1 protein-coding gene is annotated in these 1,180 nt (G+C 49.8%); it reads left to right on the forward strand.

Annotated features, from left to right (window positions below; all coding sequences use genetic code 11):
* Positions 1 to 1,180: elongation factor Tu (gene tuf / locus A8L45_RS23275; RefSeq protein WP_068905723.1), on the forward strand; the 1,180-nt coding region annotated here is incomplete at both ends.

The following is a 1,180-nucleotide window of genomic DNA, read 5'->3' on the forward strand; positions in this document are numbered from 1 at the left end:
TGTCTAAAGAAAAATTTGAACGTACGAAACCGCACGTTAACGTTGGTACTATCGGCCACGTTGACCACGGTAAAACAACTCTGACTGCTGCTATCTGTACTACGCTGGCAAAAGTTTACGGCGGTGAAGCGAAAGACTTCGCGTCTATCGATAACGCACCAGAAGAGCGTGAGCGTGGTATCACTATCTCTACTTCTCACGTAGAGTACGATACTCCAACTCGCCACTACGCACACGTAGACTGCCCAGGACACGCCGATTATGTTAAAAACATGATCACCGGTGCTGCGCAAATGGACGGTGGTATCCTGGTTGTTGCGGCAACTGACGGTCCAATGCCACAAACTCGTGAGCACATCCTGCTGGGTCGCCAGGTTGGTATCCCTTACATCATCGTATTCATGAACAAGTGTGACATGGTTGATGATGAAGAGCTGCTGGAACTGGTAGAGATGGAAGTTCGTGAACTGCTGTCTGAATACGAATTCCCAGGCGACGACTGCCCAGTAATTCAAGGTTCTGCACTGGGTGCACTGAACGGCGAAAAACAGTGGGAAGACAAGATTGTTGAGCTGGCTGAAGCACTGGATTCTTACATCCCAGAGCCAGAGCGTGCAATTGACCTGCCGTTCATCCTGCCAATCGAAGACGTATTCTCTATCCAAGGCCGTGGTACTGTTGTAACAGGTCGTGTAGAGCAAGGTATCATCAACGTTGGTGACGAAGTAGCAATCATTGGTATCAAAGAGACGACCACGACTACTTGTACTGGTGTTGAGATGTTCCGTAAGCTTCTTGACGAAGGCCGTGCTGGTGAGAACGTTGGTGTTCTTCTGCGTGGTACTAAGCGTGACGAAGTTGAGCGTGGTCAGGTTCTGGCGAAGCCGGGTTCAATCACTCCTCACACTAAGTTCGAGTCAGAAGTATACGTTCTGTCAAAAGAAGAAGGCGGCCGTCATACTCCGTTCTTCAAAGGCTACCGTCCACAGTTCTACTTCCGTACAACTGACGTGACTGGTACTATCGAACTGCCAGAAGGCGTTGAGATGGTAATGCCAGGCGACAACATCAAGATGGTTGTAGAGCTGATCGCTCCAATCGCGATGGATGAAGGCCTGCGTTTTGCGATCCGTGAAGGCGGTCGTACAGTAGGTGCTGGTGTTGTAGCGAAAATCGTAGA

Source organism: Veronia pacifica, from assembly GCF_001707825.1.
GTDB classification, from domain to species: Bacteria; Pseudomonadota; Gammaproteobacteria; order Enterobacterales; family Vibrionaceae; genus Veronia; species Veronia pacifica.